Genomic DNA, 22,271 nt, shown 5'->3' with positions numbered 1-22,271 from the left:
ATATGTACTACATAAGTACCAATCCCTTTAATATTTATAACTTCCAGTTATGATCAAACATTTACTCACCTATACCGGGCGCGTACCCAGTATATTTTCCCTCTTTATTCTAACGGTGCTGCTTGCGCCGGACTTACATGGCCAGGACAGGATACTGAATGTTTCCGGCAAGGTCACAGACGAGCTGGATGCCCCGGTGATAGGCGTCAGCATCCGCATTTCGGGTACACGCCTGGGCACCCTGTCAGACGTAGACGGCAAGTATGCCATTGCAGTGAACCCGGCAGATACGCTGGAGTTCTCTTACGTAGGTTATAAAACCGTGCGGTTCCCCGTGAAAAACAGGGTAGACCTGAACGTGAAGCTGGAAGCCGCCGCCGGCGGCCTCAACGAGGTTAGCATAGTTGGCTACGGGCAGCAGAAAAAGATCAGCGTAATAGGCGCCCAGTCTACCCTCAATGCGGAAGACCTCAAGCTGCCCGTGCGGGATATTGCCAGCACCCTGGGCGGCCGCATTGCGGGCATGATCACCACCTCCCGCGGTGGCGGGCCGGGGCAGGACAATTCCGGCTTCCTCGTGAGGGGTGTGTCTACCTTCGGCACCAGCGTGCGTACGCCGCTGATCATTATTGACGGGGTGCCAGACAGGGCGCTGAATGATGTAGACCCGGAAGATATCCAGACGTTCACTGTACTGAAAGATGCGGTATCTACCGCCGTATACGGTACCCGCGGAGCCAACGGTGTTATCATCATCACTACTAAAAAAGGCGTAGCCGGCAAACCGGCCGTGAAAGTGGAGCTGAACCAGGGCGTTACCCAGTTTGTACAGGTGCCCAAAACGCTGGACGCGCCTACCTGGATGACGCTGTATAATGAAGCGCTCACCACCCGTGGCAGGAACGCGCTCTACACGGATGAGCGCATTGACCTGCACCGCTCCGGCGTAGACCCTGACCTGTATCCCAATGTGAACTGGTACGATGAGATCTTCCGGAAATCCGGCATGACGCAGCGCGCCAACATCAATATCAGCGGAGGCTCAGATAAGGCTACTTATTATATTTCCGCCGGCTACTACGGAGAAACCGGTTTGGTTAAGAATGACCCTGAAGAAACGGGTTACGACTCCAAATCTTATTACAGGCGTTATAATTTTACGGCCAACATAGGCGTGAACGTAACCAATACCACCAAGGTAGACCTGAACATATCTTCCATTATCAGCAGGCGGAACGCTTCCTGGGGCGGAGACAACACCAACTCCAACAACAACCTGTTTCTGCAGGTGCTGCGCGTGCCGCCGCATGTGATGCCGGGCAGGTACTCTACGGGCGCTTACACCATGTACCCCGGCGGTTTCAGCAGTCCCAGCAGGATCGCTTTTGCGGTGGGCGCTGCCAATGACTATACAGCTACCATCCGCCCAAGCCTGCGCCTGAAGCAGGAACTGGATGCCATCACCAAAGGCCTCTCTGTTTCCGGGTTGTTCTCATTTGATATTTATACTGACGGTACTGTTGCCACCACAAAGAACACGCCGGCGGAATACGCAACCGGCAGGGATGCCAACGGCAACCTGATCACCGAGATCACCTACAATGCGCCCGGTACCCTGAGCTTTTATTCGGAAAGAGGCTCCACGAGGCGCATGTATTCCGAGGCTTCGCTGAACTACGGGCGTACTTTCGGTAAACACGAAGTTGGAGGCCTGTTCCTGTTTAACCAGTCGGAGTATATTAACGGTAATGCCAACACGTTCACATCCGCCGTACCGTTCCGCAACCGTGGTTATACGGGCAGGGTTACCTATGGGTATGACAACCGTTATTACGTGGAAGGCAACTTTGGGTATACGGGCTCCGAGAACTTCAGTCCCCGCAAACGCTACGGGTTCTTCCCTTCAGCGGGCGTAGGGTACGTAGTGTCTAACGAAAAGTTCTACCAGCCGCTGAGCGATTTCATGCCGTACTTCAAGTTGCGCTACAGCTACGGCCTCACGGGCAACGGCGGTTTCAGCACCCGTTTCCTCTACCTGACGCAGTTATCCAAAACGGCGGCTTCGGGTTACCAGTTCGGCATTCCTTCTTCTCTTTCCCCGAACTACAGCGGTTATGCTGAATCGCAGATCGCTACTGACCCTTCCTGGGAAACTTCTTACCGCCACAACCTGGGTATAGAACTGGGTTTCCTCAACAACGATCTTAAAATTGTCACAGAGCTGTTCCGTGAAATGCGCAAAGGCATTCTGCGGGCAGACCAGACCATTCCCGGCATTTCCGGCTTTGGCGGCGTAAACCCCACGCGCAACATCGGTATTGTGCTGAACAAGGGTGTTGACGTAACGCTGACCTACCGCAAAACCCTGTCTGAACAGAAATGGGTAGACATCACGGGTACCTTCACCTACAACCGCAACACCAACCTGGAAGACGGCCTGCCGCCGCAACGCTATCCCTGGATGGAGTGGAAGGGGAAAGAGGTAGACGCCAAAACCCTCTACATTGCTGAAGGCCTCTTCAGAGACCAGGCGGAAATAGACAGGAGCGCGGTACAGTCCGGCAATATCCGCCCCGGTGATATCAAGTACAAAGACCTGAACGAAGACGGCATCATAGACGCGAATGACATTGCGCGTATAGACGTATCCGGTACGCCCAAAATGATGTACGGCCTGAACCTCTCTTTCGGGTATAAAGGTTTCGACATCGGCGCTTTCATCCAGGGTACCGGCAAGGTATACCTGAACTACGGCCTGGGAGATGGTACAAGGCCCTTTAACTCAGGCGCCATCAGCGGTGCGCTGATGGAAATGGTGGCAGACCGGTGGACGGAAGAAAATCCCAACCCGAATGCTTTCTATCCCCGCCTCAACACCAACCAGGACCCTAACTCCAATTACCTGAACAGTACCTGGTGGCTCAAACCCTCCGATTTCATCCGCCTGAAAAGCGCGGAAATAGGGTACACCCTCAGCCCGTCTCTGGTGAAACGCTACGGTATTAAAAACCTGCGGATGTTCATCAACGGTACCAACCTCATCACCATCTCCAAATGGAAATACTGGGACCCCGAGCTGAATGATACCGGCACCAGCTCCAACAATTACACGCGCGGCGAGTCTTATCCCAACATCAAGGCGTACAATTTTGGCGTAAGGGTAACTTTTTAACAGCACAAGCATCTCAACATGAAACATTATATCAGCAACTATACAGCATTAATGATTACTGCCGTGGTCTTGTTCACAGGCTGTAAAAAGGGCTTTTTCGACAATGCGCCCAAAGACCTGCAGACCATAGACATGGTGTTCCAGAACAAGCTGGAAACGGAACACTGGCTGGCCGGCGTATACAACCGCCTGCCTGATGTGTGGGCAGACGGCAACGTAACCGGCAGGGGCCTGGCCGAACTGAGCGACGAGCTGGAGCTTTCTTCTCCCTCGATCATCGGCGCGGGCAGCATGAGCAGCCAGAGCGGCATCAACGTGTACACCGGCTATTACCAGGCTATCAGGCTGGCCAATATTTTTATGGCCAATGTAAACAATAGCAAGTCTAACCTGATGAAGGAGCCGAACGGCGAAGAGCTGGTGCGCCAGTATACCGGCGAGGCCCGTTTCCTGCGGGCATATTATTACTGGCAGCTGATCAGGCTGCACGGCCCGGTGGTATTGGTAGGAGACAAGATAGCGGGCGTGGACGATGATTTCCAACTGCCCAGGAACACCTGGAGCGAATGCATACAGTACATCCTTTCAGAGATGGATGCCGCCAAAGCGCTGGTGCCGGAGAAACACGTGGTGCCCTCTTCCGGCGCGGACGATCTTTCGCAAACCGGGCGCATCACCAAGCTCATTATAGACGCCGTAAAGAGCCAGGTGCTGTTGTTTGACGCCAGCCCCCTGTTTAACGGCAACGCAGATTTTGCCGAGTTCAAAAATAAAGACGGCAGGCAGCTGATGAACATAACGGCGGCGCCGGAGAAATGGGCAAGAGCGGCAGAAGCCGCCAAGGCAGCCATAGACCATGCGGAGGCCAGTGGCAGGAAGCTGTACAAGGCAACCAACGCAGATCCCTTCCTGGCGGCGGTCAATTCATTGCGCGGCCTGTTCATGACCGGCTGGGCGGATGAAGGTATCTGGATCAGGACCAACACAGGGTATTCCGTATGGGAAGAAGATGCCGCGCCCCGCGCAGCCAACGGCACCAAAACCAACGCCCGCCTTTCCCTGCCACAGGAAATGGTAGACAAGTACAGGATGATCAACGGGAAGAATATTGAAGAAGCCGGCAGCAACTATGTGGAAACAGGCTTTACCAATACCGCCAAATCGGGGTTCTATGTTGCAGGCACTTCCAACATGTACATCAACAGGGAGCCCAGGTTCTATGTAAACGTTACCTTTAACGGCTCCACCGTGCCGTTTGTGCCCCGTAGCGGCGCCACGCGCGTGGAGTTCTGGCCCAGCGGCAATTCAGGCAATGCCAATGGCAGCCAGACCATGTTCCCCATCACCGGTTACCTGGTGCGTAAAAACACCAATGTGAGCAGGAACCTGCAAACCAACGCCGGCAACGTAGTACGGCCTGCCATGTACATCCGCCTGGCAGAGCTGTACCTCAACTATGCGGAAGCGCTGAACGAGTCTAATCCCGGTCACGCAGACGTGCTGACCTACCTGAATGCCGTACGTACCCGCGCCGGTATCCCGGCCATAGCCGCCGGGCTGGACCAGGCCGCCATGCGCGCCCTCATCAGGCGGGAGCGGTGTATTGAACTGGCCTATGAAGGGCATCGCTTTTACGACCTCCGCCGCTGGAAAATTGCCAACGATGCGGAAGGCCGCCAGGCGGGAGACTTCCACGGCATGAACGTATTTACCGGGCAGAACCTCGGAGACGTGGCGTTCTATGAGCGTACCCGCACCAGCACCCGCCTCTGGTATGATCGGTATTACCTGCTCCCGCTGCCGCAGAGTGAAGTGAATAAAAACTTGAACATGGTACAAACCATCGGTTATTAAATATGCAAACCAGGATATTGACATCAGTCCTGCTGTACTGCCTTCTGCCCGCCACACTGGCGGCGCAGGAGGCAGCGCAGCGTAAATACAAGGTGCCGGTGCTCACCGGTAAGGAAATCAATCCCGTCATCCGCATCAGGGTAGACGCAGCGGCAGACAATCAAACCCTGCAACAGGTGGAAGTGCAGCTGAAGAGCCCGGCCAGCCACCTGCAGCACATACGGGTGTATGCCGCAGGTACAGACAGCACGCTGCTGAAAGCGGACAAGATGAAAGGTAAAACATTGTTTGCCGAAGCGCCCGCCGGCCGGAAGGTTGTGCTGAAAGGTAATGCCGGCCTGCAACGCGGCGCTAACTACTTTTGGGTAACGGTGACGCCTGCCGCCGGCGTGCGCCTGTCTGCCCGGCTGAACATCAACGCCGCCGCCGTACAGGTCAGCAACCGGTCAATAAAACTGCCGGCAGACGCATATGCTCACCGCTTCGGTGTAGCCCTGCGGCAGCATCAGCAAGACGGCGTGCACACCTACCGTATTCCCGGCCTGGCCACCGCCAAAAACGGCACGCTGCTGGCCATTTACGATGTACGCCGGGAAACCGGCCGGGACCTGCAGGGGAATATAGACATCGGGCTGCAGCGGAGTTTTGATAAAGGCAAAACCTGGCAACCCATGCAAATTGTGCTGGACATGGGCGCCTGGGGCAACCTGCCGGAAAAATTCAACGGCGTGTCAGACGCCAACGTGCTGGTAGACCGCAACTCCGGCAACATCTACATTGCCGGCCTGTGGATGCACGGCGTCATCAACACAGATGGTAAATGGGTAGAAGGCCTTACAGAGAAAGACACCGTATGGAACCATCAGTGGAGAACAAAAGGCTCTCAGCCGGGTTATGGAGAGAAACAAACGTCGCAGTTCCTGCTTACAAAAAGTACAGACAACGGCGCCACCTGGAGCCAGCCCCTTAACATCACCCGCATGGGCAAGCAGGAAAACTGGTGGCTGTGGGCGCCCGCACCGGGGCAAGGCATCACGCTGAAAGACGGTACGCTCGTATTTCCCACGCAAGGCAGAGACAATACGGGCAAGGGCTTTTCCACCATCTCCTACAGCAAAGACGGCGGCAACACCTGGAAAACCGGTACCCGCGCCGCGCGGGAATCTACTACAGAAAACATGGCGGTAGAGCTGGCAGACGGCTCCATTATGCTGAACATGCGCTCCGGCGTTAATAAAGACACCGGCAGCACCAATGGGCGGGTAGTAGCCGTTACCAAAGACCTGGGCGAGACCTGGAGCGTGCATCCCACATCCCGCAACGCTTTGCCGGAGCCCGTCTGCATGGCCAGCATCATCCGCCATACAGACGGAAAAGGGAAAACGATGCTGCTGTTCTCCAACCCCGATTCCAAAACAGCCCGCAAGAACATGACCATCAAGGTCAGCTATGACAACGGGAATACATGGGCGGCCAAAGTGCTGCTGGACGAGGAGAAGAGCCGGGGATATTCCTGTCTTACAAGTCTGGATGAAAACACCATCGGCATATTGTATGAAAGCAGCGAGGCGGATATGGTGTTTCAAACGGTAGGAGTGGAGGAGCTGCGGTAATGGCCCTGAAATTTTCGCAAATAACCATTATTTTAGGGCTTTACAATTCACGTTATGAAACAAAAAGCCACGCTCTTCCCGCGCCTCATCCTGGCGAAAATATTCCTGTTATTGTCTGCCACCCTCATGGCCTATGACCACCCCGGCGGCATGCACCCGAAGGCCCAGATCAGTTTTGTAAAAGAACAGGTAAAACAAAAAAGGGAGCCTTATTACACGGCATATCTTCAGCTCATACATAAGGCGGATTCCATCCTGCAGGTGCAGCACCACGCCCTGGCAGATTTCAGCGTTCCCGGTTATTACATCAAACCCCAAGAGCACCGCGCCAATTCACAGGCCATCCAGCAAGACGGTTTTTCCGCCTATGCCGCTGCGCTGGCCTGGCAGCTCAGCGGGAAATCAGTATATGCGGAAAAGGCGCTGTATTTCCTCAATGCCTGGGCTTCCATCAACAAAAAGTATTCTGACTTTGACGGCCCGCTGGTAATGAGCTATTCCGGCACGTCGCTGATGATGGCCGCGGAGCTGATAAGGCCTTACAAAAAATGGAAGAAGGCAGACCGGGAGCTGTTTGCCGTATGGGTGGAAAACGTGTACCGCAAGGCCGCCAACTCCATCCGCAACCGCAAGAACAACTGGGCAGACTGGGGCCGCATGGGCTCGCTGCTGGCGGCTTATTACCTGGATGATGCGGCAGATGTGGCGGAAAACGCAAGGCTCATCAAATCAGACCTGTTCCATAAAATAGCAGCTGACGGCAGCATGCCTGAAGAGACCCGCCGGGAAAAGAACGGCATCTGGTATACGTATTTTTCGCTGGCGCCCATCACCGCCTCCTGCTGGATCGTTTACAACGCAACAGGAGAGGACCTGTTCACGTATGCGCAGGGCCAGCAGTCTATCAAAAACGCGCTGGATTACCTGCTGTACTACAACCAGCACCCTGACGAGTGGAAATGGTTCAAGAACCCGAACACGGGCAAACCCGGCGCCATCGGCTTCTGGCCGGCCAATCTTTTTACGGCCATGTACGGCATTTATGGAGATGAAACGTACAAAAAATATACCCGCCCGCATGAGCCAATCATCTACGAGCAGCACCACTTTGCATGGACGTTCCCATCACTGATGCCGGTTTCGCTGAAGGGCTACCGCTAAGCCATTCAGCAGGCAGCGTAGTTACGCGTGTTTCATTTTCTCTTCCTCCAGGTCGATCTGGTGCAGGAACTTCCTCACAATTTCCTCATCTATCCGTTGCTCTGCCTTGTTCTTGCGCAGCAGCAGCTGGCGCTGGTTGTCCAGCAGTTTTTTGTAGATGGACTTGATATTGGCCGGAATGGCTAGCGTTTCATCAGACTCCAGCTGGTTGCGCCACTGGTTGGCGAGCTTTTGCAGCACAAAGCTCTGCTCCAGCTCCGTGGCATGGTGCTGCGTCAGGTAACCGAGAGATTCCCGTGCCAGCTCTTCCCTGATCAGGTTTTCGGTTTCGGCTTCCGGCAGATGATCATTGAAGGCAGGCAGCTTTACCTTCCTGATGAGCGCAGGCAGGGTGAGGCCTTGCAGCACGAGCGTTACCAGTATCACAATGAAGGTAATGTAGAGCACCAGGTCACGGTGAGGGAAGGGCGTTCCGTTATCCAGTGCCACGGGAATGGATAAGGCCGCCGCCAGGGACACCACGCCGCGCATGCCCGTCCAGCCCATTACCAGCGGCGCTTTGGTGCCGGGGTTATTATCCGCCACCGTAATGAAATAGCTTGCAATTTTGGTTACAATGAGCGCCCCGAAGGCTGCCAGCATCCTGCCCAGTATCAGTACCGCGGTTATCAGCAGGCCGTATGCCGTGGCCTCATAAAAGCCAATGCCCTCATCTTGCAGGCCGGCCGTGATCTCCGGCAGGTCAAGCCCTATCAGCATAAACACCAGCCCGTTCAGCAAAAACACAAAGCTCTGCCACACGTTCTCGCCCTTGAGGCGGGAAGAGCTGCTCAGGAACACATGCCGGTGGTAAGACAGGAACAGCCCGCCGCTCACTACTGCCAATACGCCGGAGGCATGTACCTCTTCCGCCGCTATATACATGGCATAGGGCGTTACCAGGCTGAAAATAATGTCCATGTTCACGTCAGTAGGCAGCCACTTGTGCGCCTTCAGGAAAACGAGGCCTACCAGCAGGCCTATACCCACGCCGCCAATCACCATCCACACAAAGCTCAGCGCCGCCTCATACCAGATGAACTGCCCGGTGGCCACGGCTATCATGGCAAAACGGAAAATGATGAGAGACGAAGCATCGTTCAGTAAACTTTCGCCTTCCAGGATGGAGGCCATTCTTTTGGGCACCTTCACAAACTTCAGGATGGCGGCGGCGCTCACCGCATCGGGCGGGGATACGATGCCTCCCAGCACAAACCCCAGCGCCAGCGAGAAGCCGGGAATGAAGGAGTTGGCTACAAACGCTACAGATACCGCCGTGAGGAAAACCACTATAAAGGCAAAGCTGCCGATGATCCTGCGCCAGTGCCACAGCTCCTTCCAGGAATTGGCCCAGGCCGCTTCATACAGCAGGGGAGGAAGGAAGATGATGAAAATCAGCTCCGGGTCTATTTTCAGCACCGGCGTACCGGGTATCAGGCATACGCCCAGGCCTGCCAGTACCAGTAAAACAGGGTAGGCTACCTTGATCTTGTTGGCCAGCATGATCAGCAGTACGATGAGTACGATCAGGGCCAGGTAAAATGGAAAGTGCTCCAGCATGTGTGTGGTGGTGATTTGTTTACATTACAATGTTATGCTGCGCCGTAATGGGCTCCGGCAGCGAAGGCTCGTCCAGCATGTCACGCATATCGATTTCTATGGTGCGGCTGATCTGTGTGATCGGTATGTCGTTAGCGCTGCCTTCAAAAGGGTTCACCGCGCTTTCACCGACGCTGTCCAGCACATGAAAGGCCCAGGCGGCAACGGCGGAAAAAGGGATGTTGAACCAGAGGGTATAGCCTTCCAGGAAAGTGCCGTTCCCCAGCATGCTGTATTCCCGCAGCAGCCCGAAGGGCAGCAATACTATAAAGATCACTAGCAGGTAGGTGGTGATGGAAGCAAAATTGCGGGGGTAGGGAAAGTTCTTGATGCGCTCTGCCTTGCCCTGGCCGTCTGTAAAACAGGCAATGCCTCTTTGCAGCGCCGTCCACTGAAAGTCATTGATCACGCCGTCTCTCCGCAGCGCCGCCAGTGTTTCGGATTGCAGGGCTACCAGTTGCGTGGCCCGGTTCTTTTTCGAGAGAATGTACCGCCATTCGTCTTCCTCCAGGTACTTGCGCAGCTCGTCATCCAGCCTGGTTTCCCATTCAGGGATGGTGTAATGGCCGGCCCGGAAATCCTTGTTATTGCGCCGTTGCATGTTCTCCCAGCTGCGCGGCTCCCGCAACTGGAAGCGCAGGGCCGTGAGCCATGCAAAATGGCGGTAGAACATCTTTTGCACCGTGTCTGACCGTTTGCCGCCCAGCGCGTCGCGCAGGGTATAGCCGAAGCTCCTGCTGTCATTGATAATAGCGCCGTATATCTGCCGCGCCTCCCATATTCTGCCATAGCTGGCGTTGTTCTTGAAACCTACCACAAATGCCAGCGCCGTGCCCAGTATGGCAACGGGCTGCCAGGGCAGGGCAATGAAGTGAAGTCCGGCGGCATACAGCACAGTAGGCACGGTGGCAATTAAAAGCAGCCAGAGGGTATCCTGCAATGTCCATTTAAAAAAATCGTAGGGGGCGTATCTTCTTCCGGTGTGCATACGGTTGGGTGTTATTGAACAAATCTAGCAAATAACCGTAATTATCATAGAGGGTCGGGAAAACAGGTGTTAATCGTATAAATAGATTTTACCTATTTCATTATTGAATTAATAGATTATGATTATATTCATAAAGTCCTACTTTTACCCATCTGCACGCAGACAAGGTGCAAGCAAGTATCTATTCAAGACCATATAAACTCAATAACAATGGGAGAATCACAAGACATCAGTAAATGCCCGTTCCACAACGGGAGCATGAAGCAGAACGTTGGCGGTGGCGGTACCCGCAACCGGGACTGGTGGCCCAACCACCTGAAGGTGAACATCCTGCGCCAGCACTCGCCCAAATCCAACCCCCTGGGAGAAGATTTTAACTATGCCGAGGCTTTTAAGCAACTTGACCTGGAGGCGGTGAAGAAAGACCTCCATGCACTGATGACGGACTCGCAGAGCTGGTGGCCGGCAGACTTCGGCCACTACGGCCCTTTGTTCATTCGTATGGCATGGCATAGTGCGGGCACCTACCGCGTATTTGATGGCCGCGGCGGCGCAGGCTCCGGGCAGCAGCGGTTTGCGCCGCTGAACAGCTGGCCTGATAATGTGAGCCTCGACAAGGCCCGCCGCCTGCTCTGGCCTATTAAACAGAAGTACGGGCGCAACCTGTCATGGGCAGACCTGCTGATCCTGACCGGCAATGTAGCGCTGGAATCCATGGGCTTTAAAACCTTCGGTTTTGCGGGCGGGCGTGAAGATGCCTGGGAGCCTGATGAAGATGTGTACTGGGGTTCCGAAACCACCTGGCTGGGCGGAGACATCCGGTATGCAGGCGGCTCTCCCGGCGTGCCGAAGGAGCATGGTGTAGTATCTTCAGATGATGATGCAGACGGCAAGATCCACGCCCGCAACCTGGAAGAACCCCTGGCTGCCGTGCAGATGGGCCTCATCTACGTAAACCCGGAAGGCCCAGATGGCAACCCTGACCCCATTGCCGCCGCTAAAGATATTCGTGACACCTTCGGCCGCATGGCCATGAACGATGAAGAAACCGTGGCGCTCATAGCGGGCGGTCACAGCTTTGGTAAAACCCATGGCGCCGCTCCTGCCACTCATGTAGGCAAAGAGCCTGAAGCGGCAGACCTGGCGCAGCAGGGCCTGGGCTGGGCTAACAGCTACGGCACCGGCAAAGGGGCAGACACCATTACCAGCGGCCTGGAAGTGATATGGACAAAAACGCCCACCAAATGGAGCAACAACTTTTTTGAGAACCTGTTCGGCTTTGAATGGGAGCTCACCAAAAGCCCGGCCGGCGCACACCAGTGGGTAGCCAAAAACGCAGAAGACATTATCCCTGATGCGTACGATGGCACTAAGAAGCATCGCCCCACCATGCTCACCACAGACCTTTCTTTAAGGTTCGATCCCATTTACGAAAAAATATCCCGCCGCTTCCTGGAACACCCGGAAGAGTTTGCAGATGCTTTTGCCCGCGCATGGTTCAAGCTGACCCATCGTGACATGGGCCCCCGCGCCCGTTACCTGGGCCCTGACGTGCCGCAGGAAGAGCTGCTCTGGCAAGATCCTATTCCTGACGTAGATCACCCGCTGGTAGACGATGCTGATATTGCCGCACTGAAAGCCAAAGTACTGGCCGCAGGCCTCACCGTATCAGAACTGGTATCTACCGCATGGGCTTCCGCCTCCACCTTCCGTGGTTCAGACAAACGCGGCGGCGCCAACGGAGCACGCGTACGCCTGGCACCGCAGAAGTTCTGGCTGGCCAACAACCCGCCGCAGCTGCAGAAAGTACTGAGCGCGCTGGAAGGCATCCAGCAGGAATTTAATGGTGCGCAGAAAGGCGGTAAAAAAGTATCGCTGGCAGACCTTATTGTACTGGCCGGTGGCGCCGCTATCGAGAAGGCGGCGAAAGATGCAGGCCATACCATCACCGTGCCCTTCACGCCCGGCCGTGCAGACGCTTCACAGGAACAGACAGATGTAGAATCTGTAGGCTACCTGGAGCCGCTGGCAGATGGTTTCCGCAACTACCGCAAATCAAGGCTGCCGGTGCCCACAGAAGCGCTGCTGATAGACAAGGCGCACCAGCTCACGCTCACGGTGCCGGAATTAACGGTGCTGGTAGGCGGCCTGCGCGTGCTGAACACCAACTATGACGGTTCCAAACACGGCGTTTTCACCAGCAAGCCCGGCCTGCTTACTAATGATTTCTTTGTGAACCTGCTGAACATGGGCACGGCCTGGAAAGCAGTGGGCGAAGACAGGGAGCTGTATGAAGGCAGTGACCGCGCCACCGGTGCCGTGAAATGGACGGCCACCCGTGCAGACCTGGTGTTCGGCTCCAACGCTGAGCTGAGAGCGGTTGCGGAAGTGTACGGCGCTGCAGACGGGCAGGAGAAATTTGTGAAAGACTTTGTAGCTGCCTGGAACAAGGTAATGGAGCTGGACAGGTTTGATCTGAAGTAACAAAAGGCCTGATAAAAGCAAAGCCCCCGGTGAACGGGGGCTTTGCCATTTCTGGAGCACTTGTGAAAAGTTTCTTTTTGCTTTTTGGAAAAGAATATTATCTTGTATTATCATCCCCAACGGCGACAGTTTTCTACGTGCGGGCCGCAATTTGCCTGTTAACGGGCTTTTAACCACTTCCTACAGAATTTCCGGCTTTTTTTACCAAAACAAATTTTGTTAATGGCTTAATTCCCTTGTCTATGAAAGCATTGGACGAAAAGCTGTTGCAAAACCGGATCGACTGCAAAGAGAACGGTGTTATTGAATGGGGAAGCCACTTTGAGATCGGCCAGTTGCATAGCGACAGGTATTATTACGTAAAGCGTTTCTTTCAGCATTCAGAAAATGTAAAAGTGGTATCGGCGCTGCTGCTGGAACGGTTCCGGGAAGACGGCATTTCGCTTGAGCAATGCACCCTGGTGGGATACGGTAGTTATAGCGGCCAGTTTCTCCGTAAAACGCTGGCTATGTCTGGCGTGGCTGAAGAGCAGGCGAATTTTGCGCTGGTGGAAAAAAAGGCAGACGGGTTCTCATTCCTCTTTGAGCCACGTTTCCATAAGCAGGTGCTGGTAGTGATGCCGGTTACCTGTACTTTCAATACCCCGCTGCAGATAGCGCGTTTTCTGCAAAAGTATGTGGCGGCAGACAAAAACGGCGATATGCCGGTGGTGCTGCCGCAGTTGTTCAGCGTCTTGCTGGTAGCAGATATCTTCGTGCAAAAGCTTTCCGATAGTACTACATTCCTGCCCTCAGACCGTTTTCCCACCAAATCCTTGCGGAAACTGTATAAACGCCATCACTGGACAGGAATTGACAGCCGACAGGTATTTCTTGGAGATGGTCAGGCTACGCCTTTTACAGGAGGTTTCCTGCATGTGCTGCCAGCTGAATTACGGCTGGCGGGACGGTGTGAGTACTGTTTTCCTGAAAATGAGACTGAGGCAGAAGTGCCGCTATTGCCCACCCGCCATAGTCACGATACACCGGCTTTTGTACTCAATTTACCTGATTACCGGGGTAATCACCTGGAGCATGCCGGCAAATCTTTCAATGAAGTGTTCCGAAAAAGCTGGCCGTCATCTCATCTGCACGGGCATATCACAATTGGCGGTAAAAACTTCCTGAACTACATCCGAAGCGATCTTTTCTATGAACAGAACAAGGCAGGCATCCTGACATATTTCATTGAAGGACTCCGGCCGCTTGTAAGGCCGGAGGCCGGTGAAAAAATTACACGGTTCGTGATAGTGACTCCGGGCAATTTCAGCAATTCCACTTTCCTGGAAGATCTCATCAACAGCAAACTGTTTTCCGGTACCGATATAGAAGTAAGTGTTATCCCTTTCCAGACCTACATTGATACATATGAAAACTTTGTATCCATCCATGAAGAACAGATACGGTCGGCAGACCGGCTGGCTTATTTTGACGAAGTGATTGCTGGCGGCCTGCAATGTACGCAGATCAGCCATTACATCAGGGCCATCCGCTCAAAAGACGGTCGGCGCGCTGGTTTTGACGTGATCATGGCTCTGATTGACCGGTCAACGCAGTTTTCCAAAAGCGAGGTACACAGCCTGCTGGCCCATCACCCTGAAAACGGACATCAGCTTCCATTCCTGTCTTTTTTTAAACTCAACATTCCGCATATAGAGCTTAAACACGTGGGAGACCCCATTACAGAAAGAAAGACAATGCTGTTGCAGCTGTTTGGCCAGTGCCATCTGGACGCGCTAAAGCTCTTTGTGGGACATGAGCTGCTGAAAGGTAACCCTGTCAGCTTACCAGACCTGATGGAAACCTATTACATAACAGACCTGAAACATTTTCCGTTTACTGCCAACAGTGCTGAGTATGATCTGTACCGGTTAAGGTACACCCTGCCAGTCCGTAACCTCATCAAAATGGAGGTACATCACGATATCAGCATTTTCCTCGCAGATTCCAATAAACAGGATGCAGAGGGCAGGCGGCCTTCCTTCAGCCGGCAGATGCTGGAAGACCTGTTGCAATGGCTTTGCTCTGAAGAAAAACTGAACGCGTATTTTTTTATTGAGAGTACCGCTCTACCCGGTAGGGCGCTGCATAAGGAAAGAGAGCTTATCCGGGAAATTGCGTTGCGTACCTTGTCAGACATGCAGTTCCGCCGGTATAAAAATATTTATGAGGCGGTATTTAATTATAATAATGAGCAACTGGCCGCCACGTTCAACCGGTACATGAGCCGGGAGCAGCGGCAAAAGGCCACGTTTTCAGACTTCATGCGGCTGCGCTTCCACATCAGGCGCTCTGTAGACCTGAATTCCAACTTCATTATATCCCGGAACTTTTTGCTGAACCTTAAACAAAGTTTCAGGCGCGAGGCGGAGATACTGGCCATTTCGGAAAAGAACGCCGTCGGGGAAAGCGGCCTGCCGCAGGGACTGGCTGACGCGAGACAGAAAAACCTGGCATACCGCTCAGACAAGATCAATTCCTATAAATACTTCCTGCTTCACTGCTACAAAGAACTCATCTTCAAAAACCCTTCCCGTTCCATTACGCTGGAAGTACTTCAGAACGATGACGACCTGCTTCCGAACGGTGTTGGCAATACGCTGCCCGGCACCACGTTGGAAGACTTGCTGACAGACCCGTTTTACCAATTAGGCCGTATCCTGAAATCAGAGAACATTCATTTGCTGCACGAGCTTAAGGAAATGTTCATGCGTGACCTGGCGACGGATGAGATATTGAAAGGCTATTCTGGCAGGGAGATAGCAGACCGGGCAACCCCTGCGTTTGAGGCTGCTTTCAGGAAAGAAATGCGGGCGCGGTATCTGCGGCCGGGAGAGTATGACCACGCTTCTGTGACCATGGCGCGGAAATTCATTGCAGCCTCCAAAGACCACAGGAACGCAACACCAGAGGCGTTTCAGCGTATTGAGAACGCTGTGCTGTCTATGCTATATACCACCGCCCTGCTGAAAAGCCCCAGAAACCCTGCCGCTCCACGCGGGATGGGAGATACCTTTCACAACGAGATCAAGAGTATCCTGAACGCTGCAAGCAAGATAATAGGGGAAGACCTGCAATATTATTTTTTTATTGAATACCGGAAGCGGGTAGACAATGAGGACACATCGGGCATCTACGTTATTTCTTCAGACGAGCGGGAAATGTGGCCTCATACGCGCGTTACCCTGGATCCCGATGGCTTGATCTACAACACCCTCTACGGGCTGAAAGACTATCAAGGCGGCAACATGCAGACCTTCCTGGCGCTGGCCCGCAGCGGCAATCGCATGCTGTCTTTCCGGCCACACTATTATCGTGACTCCGGCGAGTCTCCGGTACTGGCGGTGGACGAAGCTTTCCAAAAAGACTTTCAGAGCGCCGGCAACGGCATGCACCACCTGAAGGAAGCTGAAATGGTATTACTCTTCCGCCTGGCTGCCACAGAGCTGGCTCCGGACACTTCCGGACTGCATCATAGCGGGCAGGCCGTGCTGGCCATTTGCAGTAAAACGCCGGCTACCATTAAGAACTTTGTAGAGTTCGTGAATGTGGAACGCGTACGCCTGCTGTTGCTGATCAAGGAGCAGATACTTGAATACCTGCAGCGCAAATTTGACAGCGACGTGTTTATTGAAATAATGGAGGCCAGGGAGTTCCGCAGCTACCAAAGGGGGCTTAAGCACGGCATCCCGGATTATATTGAGGCTATGCGCTCCTGTATGCTGCAAAGGACCGGCGTGTATGACCCCGCATATGAAATAGAGCTGCATCGTATTATAGGCCAAGCCGTAATTGGCCAGATCTGTTACGTGGAAACTTCTTTTGCCGCCGCACCAAGGCGTTACACGGTAGCCGAAGTGCGCATGCTGTTGCGATATGTGTTCGAAACGCCATTTCTTGGTTCTCATAGCGTGGAATTTGACACGGTACAGTGCGAGATATCTGCAACGGACGGCGTGCTGGAACTACAGCCCTACGTGCTGGACGTCGTTATGGTGGAGATCGTGATCAACATGAAAAAGAATTGCCCCAGGTCAGGAGATATGGGCCTGTCTGTAACGATCAAAGACAACAAGTTCACCTTCAGGAATAAGCGGGCCAACGCAACAGCGCCCAGCCAAACATTCAAGGCTTACGGCGGCATTGCCATGTGCCGGAAAATACTTGAGTCCGTTGGCGCTACAGACATCGATTTTAGAACGGAGGCAGGAAACAATGGATGTTTTCTGGCAACCTTCAGTCTCGTACCAAAAAATAGTATACCATGAAACAGGAAATTACCAGGAAAGTATTGGTCATAGATGACAATGAGATGCATTACAAACGGATCAAGGACCGTTTTTCCAACAAGGCGGCAAACGTGTTGCAGGTTTACCCTGAGCACGGAGGAGGAAAAAAGGAGGAATGCAGCTACTTTGGACATATTAATACTCTCGTCCAGCGGCGTGATTTTAAAACAATACTTGATTACTACCATTTCATTGATCTGTTCATTATTGACAGCATATTGATAGAAAGCGAGAAAGATACAGGGTATACACTGGGATTCGAGCTGGGTGACTATATCAAACGTAACTTCCCGCGTGATGTAAAGATTATCTATATCAGCAACATTGTAGATTGCCCGAAAAAGGATCTTGACCCCACAAGGGAGTTTTTTCTGAGCAAGTCGGCTCACCGCATGTATTTTGAGGAAGACCTTCTGGTAAAGGCGCTTGAAATGCTGAATATTGATCCCGGCGAGGTAACAGACCACGATAATACGCCGCAGCCAACGGACACTATGGACCCGTTTTTCTTGCGGAAATATAAATTTCGCGACCTGGCCCGGAAGTTTGGCATATCTTATGCCATCAACGCCAAACTGGAGCAATGGGGGCCCAAGGTAACCCAAGCAATAGATTTTATGCTGCTGTATTTTGTATTTAACCTGCTGCTCTTGTCTACCATTATCTACAGCACATGGCATATCATTGACGCATTCTGGTTAAGCAGTACACCAAACGGAGATACCGCTATTCTACGGAAGGCGGAAAAACTGTTCCTCTACCTGCTGCCTATTTTTATTGTGCAGGGTTTCATTATCTACTACAGGACCTATGTGCGAGTGCACTATATTGAAGGAGAAGCTGCGAAGCTGAACGAAGCCCGGTCTACCGGCGTCATGAACCTTACCAAGGTATTGTTCATAGCATCAGTAGTGTCATACATGCTGATCAAGGTTATTGAAGTTATTTTTCCTGATTTATCTGAAGTACCGCTTAGCCGTGACGAGCGTTTGCTCCGGCTGATAGCTACCGGAGTTTTCCTGTTGATGCTGATGGTCTACTTCCTTTTCCTGAACAGAAAACACTGACGGAATAGCCACCTGTCACATTACTGCTATTATGAAACGCCCCTCTTGCCGCAAGAAAAAAGGTTTAAAAACAAGGAACGCCCGCTGCCATTGACAGCGGGCGTTTTTTAATATCATGCCTCTCACGCGTTACCTTCCCGCAGCAACCCGCTAAGGTCCACCTTGCTCCAGGGCCGGCTATCCATATTGCGGTAAATTTCCAGCTCCATTTCCCCATCTTCCGAAATATTGACGGCGCCATACCCGCAGAAATCCGCATACTCAAAGTGCCTGATAAAGGGCGCTTCCTTTTCGATGTTTTCTTTCCGCTCTGCAAAAGAGGAAGGGGTGAAAGACGGTTCCAGTTGCAGCAGGTCTGCATTGTACTTGTCAATTCCTTGCAGGTGGTCTTTCACCGGGGCGTCCGGGGCAGGCACCACGCTGCCCAGGCCTACCTGTACAAAGCTGCCGCCGGGCGTGCGCCGCGTCAGTATGCTGGTTTTATGCAGGTGCGCAGTGAGCACGATGGCTTTGTGTTTGCCCAGCAGGTTGAGCAGCAGTTCTCTTTTCTGCTGCTGTGCGGGTTTGGCAAATACATGCCAGTTGGCCCGCGCGTTGTAGGGTACTACCGGCTGGTGCACGCAAAAGAACAAGCGCTCTTCCCGGTGTTGCGACAGCACAGATTGCAGCCATACCAGGCTTTCATCTGCGGTATAACAATCAAATATCACAAAGCGGGTGTTCTTGTACACAAAGGTGGCGTTGGCGCCTGATACCGGGTTGTTCTTCAATACCTGCTGCTGCCAGGGCAGCACGGTGCGGTGGTATACTTCCCGGGCGCCCTGGCCGGTAATGTCGTGATTGCCTTTTACTACAAAAAAGGGCCGTTCCAGCTGCATGTTTTTCACATAATCAATAAAATCCTGTGTTTGCCGGGCGGCCAGCGTTTCGGAGCCGCAGAGCCCTTCTACAAAATCTCCCAGCTGCAGCCAGAAGTCTGCCTTCATCGCCGTTGCGCGTTCTTTGGCGGCTTGCATCAGGCCGGGAAAGTTCTCCCGCGTAATGCGGCAGTAATTCTCTATCTGGCCAATGTCATTAGGATAGAACTGGCGCACGTACTGCATGTCATGATGCTCGGGCTTGTCAAAATGCAGGTCTCCCAGCAGCAGGAAGCTGAAGGCGTTGCCCGGCCGGGGCGTAAACCTGAAGGCGGCGGCTCCCAGCGGCAGTGCGGCGGAAAGAGCGCCCATGGTGAGCAGGAATTGCCTGCGGTGTATATTTTTCATATCAGCAGCTATTATTTGGGTAGTTTGAAGTTTTGCCGGGTGGCCTGCAGGTACGCTTCGCCATATTCAACGGCAGGTTCCAGCGCGGTGCCCACCTGGAAGTTGTTCCATGAATTAATGAGCACCAGCCTTTTTTCGCTCATGTTGAGTTTGGCCACGTTGCAATACTCCCGGTAAAATTCCAGGCTCCTTTCTATATCATATATTTTGCTGGTGGGGCTGATCACCTTGTCGTTATACCCCGGGAACACGCAGGGCACAAAATCCACGGATTGCCAGGCCAGGGTAGAGTCCCGCCAGTTCTGCCAGTTGATGTTGCTGTACGATGTAAAGAAATTATACCGGTCATAATTATCCGTGGCCCAGTTGTTTAACACCACGGCGTCCATAGCTTTCACGGCGGGAGCGTAGCGCTGGGGCGGCAGCCAGCCGCTGGTAATGTCTCCGATGATGTAAACGTCCGTTCCTGCGTTTTGCAGCATTTCCCGTATGCTGCGCGCTACTTCCGCATGGTTGATGCTGGCTGCCGCGTTGGCTGAGAGGTTGAGCGGCGTGATCATCATCACCGGTTTGCCGTTGAGGTGATAGTAGTAGTCTCTATCAAAATGCGCCGCGGCCAGCGTGCTGATTTCCTGCTGCATGGTAGCGAGTTTGGCGCCGGTGAGGGGAGAGGCGTTGGTGGCGTTCAGGTGGGCGGTGTTGTAGCTGATCACCATTTTTACCGCTTCGTTCCTTCCGGTAATGAAACTGTTCAACAACGGGTTGCCAGCGGCGGCGCCGTTCCAGTTGAAAACAAAAAAGTCTACACCGCCTATGTCTGCCCAGGTGCGGTGCTGCGCCATGGTTTCGGCTTTCAGGGCGCTGTAGGTGCCCAGCACGGGCGTATCCGCATATTTTTTGGCCCAGTCTGCGGTGGAATAGTTGTAGTAGTAGGCGCCTACTGCTATGTTTGCCGTAACCGGTACGTCTGGTATGGGCTGGTTGAAGTCAGGCGGCAGGTATTCGTTGTTTTTGCTGCAGGCCGCAAGCAATGCAAGGGCCAGCACAGAAAGTATCTTTTTCATGCTGTTCTTTTGTTCAGGTGATCAATAAGGAAGGAACGGGTTTTTTACCTGCGGCAGGGCAAACCAGAGTTTGGTGTACAGATCGTCTGCGCCTTGCAGCCAGCCTGCGGCCTTATTCACTTCGCCGGGATTGGCCTGGTATTCTTCAGAAGGGTAGAGGATGCGCTGCGGCACGTATTTGTAATCCCCGTCGTACGTAGCGAACTGGGGCTGAAATTCCAGCAGCCTTGTTCTGCGGATGAGCGTCCAGGCGTCAATGCCCTGCATGGGGATGGCCAGCCAGTGCTGCATCACAATCTGCCGGTAATGATCGCCTGCAGGCACGTAGCTGGAGCAAATGCCCAGCCAGTCTTCAAATTCAGCCTGTCTGCCGGTAGTGTCAGCAGCAGTGCCCCATCTGATGCCGGGCGTGGCCTTGTAAGCGGCGGCCTGCGCGGTAGAGAGGCCGTAGCGGTTGAAGGAAGCGTCTATGCCCTGGTAATACCATTGCTCCGCCTGTTCCGGCGTGCCCCACCAGCCTTTTAAGGCAGCTTCTGATTTGAGGAAGCAGGCTTCGGCATAAGAAAGGAATACATACTCCGCGTCAGGTTTGGTGAACCGTTCCCCGATCTGCGAATAATCTTCCTGCTTCAGGCCGGTATGCGGGTTTACCTGCTGGCCGGACGCGTACTGGCTTCCGCCGCCGTAAGAAATATTCTGGCCAAAGAAACGGCCTGCCTGCGGCCCTTGTGCGGCGGGCTTGCCGTAAACTCCCAGGCGCGGGTCCTGGTAGGGCAGCGTGTGGTACACCAGTGATTCATTCAGCACAGGTATGGTGGCCTTGTTGGCGGTGCTGTTATACACGGCGTAGTTGTAGAGCGGATTCCAGGTATCGCTGCTGGCGCCCCATTGCGCGGCGGCGGTTTCTGCCTGGGTAGTAATGGTGCTCTGCTGATCGGCAAATATTTCCGCTACCACTTCCCTGGCCTTGTCCGGGTTGCCGTTGGGAGCAGCGTTTGAAATGCGCATGGCCAGGCGGAGGCGCAGCGTATTGGCAAACTTTTTCCATTGCTGCAGGTTGCCGCCGTACACTTTGTCTGCATTGGCGGCATAGGTGTCTCCCGCCGGGTCTATGGCCGCGGCCAGTGTTTTCAGCTCGTCCAGCAATGCATAGTAAATATCTTCTTCTTTGTCATACGGCACGCTGGGCTCTCCGTTGAGCGCATGCGTTTTGGGCACGCTGCCCCAGGTGGCCACCGCGTTGGAGAGAATAAAACATTGCCATATGCCGGCAATAGCCACCCGGTTCCGGTAGGCAGGGTTATCCTTATAGTTCAGCGCTATTTGTTTCACCGGCTGCAGGCAGTCTATGTAAGTGTTTTTCCAGTAGGTGTTGTTGGAGGCCTGGTTGAACGTGTAGCGTTGAAACTCTCCCTGGAAGCCGGAGTAGTGATGGGTGTAGTTGAAAAACACCACGCGGTTCATGTCTCCGCCATACAGGTTCATGGTGCGGAGAATGGCATTTGTCAGCAAAAAATCCGGCTCCACCCGCGTGGGGTTGTTGGGATCGGTATTGATCTCGTCGAAGTTCCTGGTGCAGGCGGAAAAGGCGCACAAGGCAACGAACAGGTATATGTGAATTTTTTTCATCTTGATAG

12 protein-coding genes are annotated in these 22,271 nt (G+C 53.6%); 7 read left to right on the top strand and 5 right to left on the bottom strand.

Annotation, left to right across the window (positions count from 1 at the left end; translation table 11 throughout):
* The first annotated feature begins 49 nt into the window (after positions 1-49).
* Genes ABDW36_RS24140 through ABDW36_RS24125 form a run of 4 tightly spaced genes read left to right on the top strand, consistent with a single transcriptional unit; the run spans position 50 to position 7,800 of the window.
* Positions 50-3,172, top strand: a complete 3,123-nt coding sequence (locus ABDW36_RS24140) for a TonB-dependent receptor (protein WP_343704507.1) — start codon at positions 50-52, stop codon at positions 3,170-3,172.
* An 18-nt stretch (positions 3,173-3,190) separates the two neighbouring features.
* Entirely contained in the window at positions 3,191-5,026 is a 1,836-nt protein-coding gene (locus tag ABDW36_RS24135; protein ID WP_343704506.1) for a RagB/SusD family nutrient uptake outer membrane protein, read from the top strand.
* 17 nt (positions 5,027-5,043) lie between these two features.
* A complete protein-coding gene (locus ABDW36_RS24130; protein WP_343704505.1) occupies positions 5,044-6,639 on the top strand; it encodes a sialidase family protein in 1,596 nt (531 codons plus the stop codon).
* Positions 6,640-6,693: 54 nt separating this feature from the next.
* Positions 6,694-7,800 carry an alginate lyase family protein gene (locus ABDW36_RS24125; RefSeq protein ID WP_343704504.1) on the top strand — a complete coding sequence of 369 codons (1,107 nt, stop codon included), beginning with the start codon at positions 6,694-6,696 and terminating at the stop codon, positions 7,798-7,800.
* 21 nt (positions 7,801-7,821) lie between these two features.
* Here the strand turns inward: ABDW36_RS24125 and ABDW36_RS24120 are convergent, their stop codons facing one another.
* Together ABDW36_RS24120 and ABDW36_RS24115 are read right to left on the bottom strand one after the other, a co-directional pair.
* Positions 7,822-9,399, bottom strand: coding sequence for a Na+/H+ antiporter (locus ABDW36_RS24120; RefSeq protein ID WP_343704503.1), 1,578 nt, complete (start codon positions 9,397-9,399; stop codon positions 7,822-7,824).
* Positions 9,400-9,418: 19 nt separating this feature from the next.
* Positions 9,419-10,426 carry a bestrophin family ion channel gene (locus ABDW36_RS24115; RefSeq protein WP_343704502.1) on the bottom strand — a complete coding sequence of 336 codons (1,008 nt, stop codon included), beginning with the start codon at positions 10,424-10,426 and terminating at the stop codon, positions 9,419-9,421.
* A gap of 210 nt (positions 10,427-10,636) precedes the next feature.
* Between ABDW36_RS24115 and katG the strand changes: the two genes are divergently transcribed.
* From katG to ABDW36_RS24100, 3 genes are all read left to right on the top strand, one after another.
* Positions 10,637-12,910 (top strand): catalase/peroxidase HPI, encoded by a 2,274-nt coding sequence (katG, locus tag ABDW36_RS24110; protein WP_343704501.1) that lies wholly within the window; start codon positions 10,637-10,639, stop codon positions 12,908-12,910.
* A 242-nt stretch (positions 12,911-13,152) separates the two neighbouring features.
* Positions 13,153-17,217 (top strand): hypothetical protein, encoded by a 4,065-nt coding sequence (locus ABDW36_RS24105; RefSeq protein ID WP_343704500.1) that lies wholly within the window; start codon positions 13,153-13,155, stop codon positions 17,215-17,217.
* Positions 17,214-18,305: a hypothetical protein gene (locus ABDW36_RS24100; RefSeq protein WP_343704499.1), complete on the top strand. Its 1,092-nt coding sequence runs from the start codon at positions 17,214-17,216 to the stop codon at positions 18,303-18,305. The genes ABDW36_RS24105 and ABDW36_RS24100 overlap by 4 nt, the downstream gene beginning before the upstream one ends.
* A 122-nt stretch (positions 18,306-18,427) precedes the next feature.
* Here ABDW36_RS24100 and ABDW36_RS24095 read toward each other — a convergent pair whose 3' ends face one another.
* From ABDW36_RS24095 to ABDW36_RS24085, 3 genes are read right to left on the bottom strand one after another with little or no spacing between them, the layout of a single operon-like run.
* On the bottom strand, positions 18,428-19,570 hold the full coding sequence (locus ABDW36_RS24095) for a metallophosphoesterase (protein WP_343704498.1): 1,143 nt from the start codon (positions 19,568-19,570) through the stop codon (positions 18,428-18,430).
* Positions 19,571-19,581: 11 nt separating this feature from the next.
* Positions 19,582-20,634 carry a glycoside hydrolase family 99-like domain-containing protein gene (locus ABDW36_RS24090; protein WP_343704497.1) on the bottom strand — a complete coding sequence of 351 codons (1,053 nt, stop codon included), beginning with the start codon at positions 20,632-20,634 and terminating at the stop codon, positions 19,582-19,584.
* 21 nt (positions 20,635-20,655) lie between these two features.
* On the bottom strand, positions 20,656-22,263 hold the full coding sequence (locus ABDW36_RS24085) for a SusD/RagB family nutrient-binding outer membrane lipoprotein (RefSeq protein ID WP_343704496.1): 1,608 nt from the start codon (positions 22,261-22,263) through the stop codon (positions 20,656-20,658).
* Positions 22,264-22,271 lie beyond the last annotated feature (8 nt).

Origin of the sequence: Chitinophaga sp. (assembly GCF_039596455.1) — a bacterium.
Lineage (GTDB): Bacteria > Bacteroidota > Bacteroidia > Chitinophagales > Chitinophagaceae > Chitinophaga.
This window is presented reverse-complemented; position numbering and strand designations above follow the sequence as displayed.

Excerpts from the sequence above, each read along its gene's own strand:
- katG (WP_343704501.1), top strand. The coding sequence starts at position 10,637 with ATGGGAGAATCACAAGACATCAGTAAATGCCCGTTCCACAACGGGAGC.
- ABDW36_RS24105 (WP_343704500.1), top strand. The coding sequence starts at position 13,153 with ATGAAAGCATTGGACGAAAAGCTGTTGCAAAACCGGATCGACTGCAAA.
- ABDW36_RS24125 (WP_343704504.1), top strand. The coding sequence starts at position 6,694 with ATGAAACAAAAAGCCACGCTCTTCCCGCGCCTCATCCTGGCGAAAATA.
- ABDW36_RS24095 (WP_343704498.1), bottom strand. The coding sequence starts at position 19,570 with ATGAAAAATATACACCGCAGGCAATTCCTGCTCACCATGGGCGCTCTT.
- ABDW36_RS24100 (WP_343704499.1), top strand. The coding sequence starts at position 17,214 with ATGAAACAGGAAATTACCAGGAAAGTATTGGTCATAGATGACAATGAG.
- ABDW36_RS24120 (WP_343704503.1), bottom strand. The coding sequence starts at position 9,399 with ATGCTGGAGCACTTTCCATTTTACCTGGCCCTGATCGTACTCATCGTA.
- ABDW36_RS24090 (WP_343704497.1), bottom strand. The coding sequence starts at position 20,634 with ATGAAAAAGATACTTTCTGTGCTGGCCCTTGCATTGCTTGCGGCCTGC.
- ABDW36_RS24140 (WP_343704507.1), top strand. The coding sequence starts at position 50 with ATGATCAAACATTTACTCACCTATACCGGGCGCGTACCCAGTATATTT.
- ABDW36_RS24135 (WP_343704506.1), top strand. The coding sequence starts at position 3,191 with ATGAAACATTATATCAGCAACTATACAGCATTAATGATTACTGCCGTG.
- ABDW36_RS24085 (WP_343704496.1), bottom strand. The coding sequence starts at position 22,263 with ATGAAAAAAATTCACATATACCTGTTCGTTGCCTTGTGCGCCTTTTCC.
- ABDW36_RS24115 (WP_343704502.1), bottom strand. The coding sequence starts at position 10,426 with ATGCACACCGGAAGAAGATACGCCCCCTACGATTTTTTTAAATGGACA.